The sequence below is a fragment of the Variovorax sp. WDL1 genome, from assembly GCF_001541225.1.
GTDB lineage: Bacteria > Pseudomonadota > Gammaproteobacteria > Burkholderiales > Burkholderiaceae_C > Variovorax.
Window position 1 is genome coordinate 1 of sequence record NZ_LMTS01000216.1, and the last position, 5,931, is coordinate 5,931.

The window sequence follows — 5,931 nt, forward strand, 5'->3', positions numbered from 1 at the left end:
CATGGCACCGATAAGAGCGCAAAGCAGCCGGAAGCGCAGATGGCCGGCAGCCCCAAGGCCGAGGCTGCAGCCGAAGTCAAGCACAAAGCGAAGTCTCATGGCACCGATAAGAGCGCAAAGCAGCCGGAAGCGCAGCGCTGAAAGCAAGCACAAAGCCAAGACCCACACCGGTAAGAAGAACTCGACCGACGAGCAGCAAACTCGGGATAGAGAAGGCTTTTCGCGCTGCGGGCTCTATGAAGAGTCCGCAGATCGCCCAAAAGAAAACCTGATTAGGAATGAAGCTCAGCCCGGCTCATCAGGTGAGCCACCGGGCATCGAGGAGAGCATGGCCCACAGAGGTGCCGTATGCCCCCGATGGCCTGGTCAAACTGCTCCAGGCAGGACGGGTCGGATTATGCAGTGACGGGGATTTGTGCGATGCGTGCGACGGCCTCCTTGAGTCGATAGCTCTTGCCCGCGGCGCGATGCATGAAGCGGTTGAGGATGGTGGTGCCCATGGTGGCGTCACCGAGGTATTTGCCCCAGTCCTGCACGACGAGATTGGAAGTGACGATGCTACGCTCTCGCCGGTGAGAACATAGGCTTCCTGCACGCGCAGCGACGTCGCCTGAATCAGGCGTGCGTCCGCCCCGACCGCGTCTACCCTCGCCGAGCAGGAGCAGGTCACCACGCACCAGCTCGGCGCTGGGAACACGCAGCGATTGCCCGTCGCGCACGACGGCCGAGGTCACGGCGGTCATCCGGCCCAGCGCGGCCACGGCGTCCGCCGCTTTGGCTTCCTGTGCATGGCTCAGCACCCCGTTGAGCAGCACGATCGCACGATCGACGCGATGACGATCGCATCCACGGGCCAGCCGGTGAAGCCTTCGATGGCCCAGGCGACGAGCGCGATCGCGATGGCGGCCAGCAGCAGGTAAATGAGGGGATCCTGGAACTGCGAGAGCACGCGGCCCCACATGGGTGTTCGTGGCGCCGTGCGGAGTTCGTTCGCGCCGTTCTCCGAGAACCGGCGGGACGCCTCCTGGGAAGTGAGCCCGCGGTCGGGGTCGGCCCCGAGCGCCCGCGCGACTTCGTCGGCGTCCTTCATCGACGGGTCGTCGCGTCTGCCTTCCGTCGCCATGGCGTCAAGCTGCCTTGGTCATGTACCCCCTCCAAGGCCAGTACGTGAGCGCCAAGACCACCAGCAGAACGGTCGCCGCCAGCGTGATCACGAGACCCGTGCGGATGAAGTCGCGGGCCTCGAAGGTGTCCGTACCGTAGGCGATCATGTTCTGCGGCGCGTTCACCGGCAGAATGAAGCCGAAGCTCACGACGAATTGCAGCAGCATGGTCATGCCGACCACGTTGATGCCTGGCGTCTGGACCGCCGTGAGCACGCTGATGACGATCGGAATCATGGTGGACGCCAGCGCGGTCGCACTCGCGAATCCGAGGTGGATCACGATCAGGAACAGCGACAGCAGCATCAGGATCGCGAACGCGCTGGCCTGCCGAAGCCCGAGGTTCTGGACGATCAGGTCCGCAAGCCATCCTGCGGCCTGGGTTCGCAGGAGAGCGGTGCCCACGCTGATGCCGACGGCGAACAGAACGACGGTTCCCCAAGGGAAGCCTCGCTGCGATTCCTTCCAGTCCATCACGCCCAGGCGGGGCAGCATCATCAGGGCGATGGCGGCGATGGTCGTCGAAGCAGTGTCGAAGTCGTGCAGTGCCTTCTCGGAAGCCCAGAAGCCGAGCAGGACCAGCACGATCACGAGAAGCTTCCATTCTTTCGATGTCATTGCGCCGATCGCATCGAGCTGCTTTCGGATGGTGGCCTTGCCGCCCGCGATCTCCTTCATCTCGGGTCTCATCATGCGGGTCATGATGAAGTAGAGCGCGACGCTCAGCAGCGCCGAGAAGGGCGCACCGGCGACGAACCACTCGGTCCAGCTGATGGTGGTCTGGAACTGCTTTTCGATGAAGCTCGCCGCGACCATGTTCTGTGCCGCCGCGGTCTTGATCCCCACGTTCCAGATGCTGGCGGTCTGGGCGGCGGTGATGACCAGCAGGCCGGCGAAGCGGCTTCGCTTCTCCACCTTGAAGGCCAGGATGAAGCCCATCATGATCGGCACCAGGCAGGCCACGCGCGCCGTGGTGCTCGGCACGATGAACGACAGCAGGAAGCCCACGACCATGGCGCCGATCACGATATGGTTGGTGCGCGCATCCACCCTGGACAGCACCACCAGCGCGATGCGACGGTCCAGACCCGTCGCAGTCATCGCCGCGGCGATGAAGCAGGCCGCGGCGACGAGCGCGACGGCGCTGTTGGAAAAGCCGGACAAGGCCAGGCCGAGTGCCGCCCCGGTGCCCATGTCGACGCCGGAGGGCTTGGCCGCATCGGGCGCATAGGCCAACAGCAAGACCATGAGGGCGCCGATCACCACCGCACTCACGGCATAGTCGAGCGCCTCCGTCATCCAGACGATCACGGCAAAGGCGAGGATGCCCAGCATCACCTGACCGGCCGGCGGCAGGCCGTGCGGTGTCGGCATCCACACGATGGCGACCAGCGCAGCGAGCGCGGCGATCAGTCCTGCTCTCTTGACGATTCCGCCGGAGCCGGCCGGCGGCGACCCGGCGACAAGCGGGTTGGACACGGTATTCATGGACCCTGTCACGCTTCGATGATCACCTTCAGTGCCTTGGTGTCGGCGGCCCTGCCGAAGGTGTCGTAGGCTTGCAGGATTTCGCCGAGCTTGAAGCGGTGCGTGATCAACTGCTTGGCGTCGATGCGTTGGGACCGCACGGTATTGAGCAGCATCGGGATCGAGAAAGTGTCGACCAGCCCGGTGGTGATCGTCACATTGTGCGACCACAGCCGCTCCAGGTGCAGATCGACCTTGATGCCGTGCACGCCGACATTGGCGATGGTGCCGCCCGGCGCCACGATGTCCTCGCACAGCGTGAAGGTGGCGGGGATGCCCACCGCCTCGATGGCCGTGTCCACGCCGCGCCCGTCGGTGAGCTTCATCACCTGCTGCGCTGCATTGCCGTCGGCACTGTTCACGGTGGCTGTCGCGCCGAAGCGCTTGCCGACGGCGAGCCGGTTGTCGTCCAGGTCGATCATGATGATCTCGGCCGGCGAATAGAACTGCGCCGTGAGCAGCGCGGCCAGCCCGATCGGCCCGGCACCCACGATGGCGACGCTGGAACCCGGCTCGATCTTTCCGTTCAGCACGCCGCATTCGAAGCCGGTCGGCAGGATGTCGCTCAGCATCACCAGCGCCTCTTCGTCCGCGCCCTGCGGAATCGGATACAGGCTCGTGTCGGCATAGGGGATGCGCACGTATTCGGCCTGGGTGCCGTCGATGCGGTGGCCCAGGATCCAGCCACCGGTCGTGCAGTGCGAGTACATGCGCTTGCGGCACGGGTCGCAGCGGCCGCAGGCAGTGATGCAGGAGATCAGCACCCTGTCTCCCGGCTTGAAGGTGGCGACACCCGAACCCACGGCATCGACGATGCCCACGCCTTCGTGGCCCAGCACGGTTCCGGGTTGGCAGGTCGCCACGTCGCCTTTGAGGATGTGCAGGTCGGTGCCGCAGATCGTTGTCTTGGTGATTCTGATGACCGCGTCCGTGGGCTCCTGGACGATCGGCTTGGGGCGGTCTTCCAGGTTCTTTAGGCCCGGGCCGTTGTACACGAGTGCTTGCATGGCGGGCTTTCTATGGGAGGGGATTGATGGTTTGCAACTGCAGAGACCGGCACGGAAGTTGGCGATCTCGCCGGGCTCGCGGAACGGCTACGTCGCGTCGCAACAACTTGGCGTAGGCCTGGCAATCGGCGTCGTAGCAACCGCATGCCGTCGCTTTGAGTCCATCGCGGTCAAGCACGGTCAGGTCACCACGGCGGTATTCGATCAGCCCGCTACGCTGCAAGGCACCGGCGGCGGCGGTGACGCCGACACGGCGCACGCCAAGCATGTAGGCAAGAAACTCATGCGTCACGCGAAAGTGGTCGGCGTGAGCGCGGTCTTGGCTCATCAGAAGCCAGCGAGCCAGACGCGGACCGATCTGGTGAAAGCGCAGGCATGCGGCCGAGGCGGCCAGCTGCGACATCAGGACGTAGATATAACGGTTAAGGCCGCTCTGCAGCGCCGGACTGCGCGCCAGCTCGCGCTGGAAGTCACCTGTGCCGACGCGCCACGCCGCGCCCGGGCCTTGAACCAGCGCATGCAACGGCGCAGTCACGACGCCCAGGGCGAGTTGCGCCCCGAGCATGCCTTCGCGACCGACCATGCCGACTTCCAGGCCCGGCCTGCCGTCGACGAGTGTCACCAAGGAAACGAAGCCCTCGATGGGAAAGTAGACATGGCGCGTTGGCGCGCCGGGTTCACATAGCACATCAGCGTGCACCAACTGGACTGGCTCGCAGATGGCGAGCAACCGCAACCGTTCCTTACGCGGGAGCAGCTCGATCAGGTGGTTCTCGACGGCGGGCAAACTCTTCCCTGGCAGTTTCTAGTTCCTCCGCGTCGCTGGCGAGCTGCGCAGGAGCGCGTTGGTGTCGAATGCCATTCGACGGGACAGGTGTGCGCGCTACTTCGCCAACTGACTGTCTGACACCGCACATAGCGGTAGAAGAGTTGCTACGCAAGAGCCACAGTTCCCGTGATCCGCCCATGCGAAATTTCTACGTCTGCGCTGTCGGTGCTGTGGAAGGCCGCCAGCTCTCTTTGGGCAAAGGTAGGTGGCCAGATTGGTGCGACTTGTTGCGCAAGCGCCAGAGGGCCGCACGCAACAGCAAGGCTAGAACCCGGGGCTTGAAGATTACGTTGTTGTGGGGTTGCGCAAGGCTACGTCGCCAGTTTCTCAGGCAGCAGTCGGTCGTACTCATTCTTGACCACCGCATAACACTCGCAGGTGCGTTTCTCCAGCCCAAGGCGGTCCAGTACCTTGATGTGGCCGCGGGAGTAACGGATCAGCTTCGCGTGCTGCAGCTTGAGCGCAGCTTCAGTGACGCCTTCTCGGCGCACACCGAGCATGTTGGCAATCAACTCCTGCGTCATCACCAGTTCATTTCCCCCCACGCGGTCCAGGCTGAGTAAGAGCCATCGGCAGAGCTGCTGGTCTAGCGAATGGTGTCGGTTGCACACTGCCGTTTGTGCCATTTGGGTGATCAGCGCCTGGGTGTAGCGCAACAGCAAGTGCAGCACCGGGCCTGCCCGTTTGAACTCGTCCGTCAAGGCGTCGGCCTTCAACCGAAAGGCCTGGCCGGCGCTTTGCACCACCGCTCTACTGGGCGTGGAACCGCCCCCCATGAACACCGAAACCCCGACGATGCCTTCGTTGCCGACGACTGCGATCTCCGCGGAGGCACCGTTCTCCATCACATATAGCAGCGAGACGATAGCGGTGGTCGGAAAGTAGACGTGGCTAAGCGCGCCGCCGGACTCGTACAGCACTTGGCCTAAGGACAGATCGATCTGTTCAAGTCGAAGTCGCCAGCGCCGCTGCGCTGCGTCTGGCAGCGCAGCGAGCAGGTAATTCTTTGTTGAATCAGTAAAAGTTGCCGTCATAGGCTCCCTGCCTGGTTCTATTCATACCGATGGTCTAACACCGGCCTGCTCATGGACGTGCCGCTCTGCAGTTGATCTCGAGGAGGGCGTGCCTTCCGCGGCGCCTTCCGGTCTTGCCACTTCATTCGGACTTGCTGGTCTAGGGATTCGCTGATCAATGAGCACCGCGGCCCGGATTGAAACGGACGCAACGCGATGGCATCGCGAAGCCGGCGTTGTGCGTTCTGCACAGCCGCTGCGCAAGGCGCTTGGCGCCTCTGTCGAGGCCTCTTTGCGCGTTCAAGTCGCACCTCGGGCATGGGTGGCCAAGAGCGACCTCTTGGCGATGACGAGATTGGCCAGCCCGAACAGGCTGAACAGCTGCGCCTCGT

The 5,931-nt window shown here is 63.8% G+C and carries 5 protein-coding genes and 1 pseudogene; all 6 read right to left on the reverse strand.

Annotated features, from left to right (window positions below; all coding sequences use genetic code 11):
* Positions 1 to 395: 395 nt before the first annotated feature.
* Positions 396 to 569: pseudogene (locus APY03_RS41820) on the reverse strand (ATP-binding protein); the annotation flags it as partial.
* 224 nt (positions 570 to 793) lie between these two features.
* Complete coding sequence (locus tag APY03_RS44605) at positions 794 to 1,123, reverse strand: cation-transporting P-type ATPase (RefSeq protein ID WP_068681715.1); 330 nt, start codon at positions 1,121 to 1,123, stop codon at positions 794 to 796.
* Between the two features lie 4 nt (positions 1,124 to 1,127).
* Positions 1,128 to 2,651: an SLC13 family permease gene (locus APY03_RS27050; RefSeq protein WP_068681717.1), complete on the reverse strand. Its 1,524-nt coding sequence runs from the start codon at positions 2,649 to 2,651 to the stop codon at positions 1,128 to 1,130.
* Between the two features lie 8 nt (positions 2,652 to 2,659).
* The gene (locus APY03_RS27055; RefSeq protein ID WP_068681719.1) at positions 2,660 to 3,697 is read right to left on the reverse strand and encodes a zinc-dependent alcohol dehydrogenase family protein; all 1,038 of its coding nucleotides are present in this window, start codon (positions 3,695 to 3,697) and stop codon (positions 2,660 to 2,662) included.
* Positions 3,698 to 3,707: 10 nt separating this feature from the next.
* Entirely contained in the window at positions 3,708 to 4,484 is a 777-nt protein-coding gene (locus APY03_RS27060) for a Crp/Fnr family transcriptional regulator (protein WP_068681721.1), read from the reverse strand.
* 353 nt (positions 4,485 to 4,837) lie between these two features.
* On the reverse strand, positions 4,838 to 5,560 hold the full coding sequence (locus APY03_RS27065) for a Crp/Fnr family transcriptional regulator (RefSeq protein WP_174262853.1): 723 nt from the start codon (positions 5,558 to 5,560) through the stop codon (positions 4,838 to 4,840).
* Positions 5,561 to 5,931: the final 371 nt, after the last annotated feature.

What these genes read in the sequence shown, in the direction of transcription:
- APY03_RS44605 (WP_068681715.1), bottom strand. Translation starts at nt 1,123, where the DNA reads ATGGCGACGGAAGGCAGACGCGACGACCCGTCGATGAAGGACGCCGAC.
- APY03_RS27050 (WP_068681717.1), bottom strand. Translation starts at nt 2,651, where the DNA reads ATGAATACCGTGTCCAACCCGCTTGTCGCCGGGTCGCCGCCGGCCGGC.
- APY03_RS27055 (WP_068681719.1), bottom strand. Translation starts at nt 3,697, where the DNA reads ATGCAAGCACTCGTGTACAACGGCCCGGGCCTAAAGAACCTGGAAGAC.
- APY03_RS27065 (WP_174262853.1), bottom strand. Translation starts at nt 5,560, where the DNA reads ATGACGGCAACTTTTACTGATTCAACAAAGAATTACCTGCTCGCTGCG.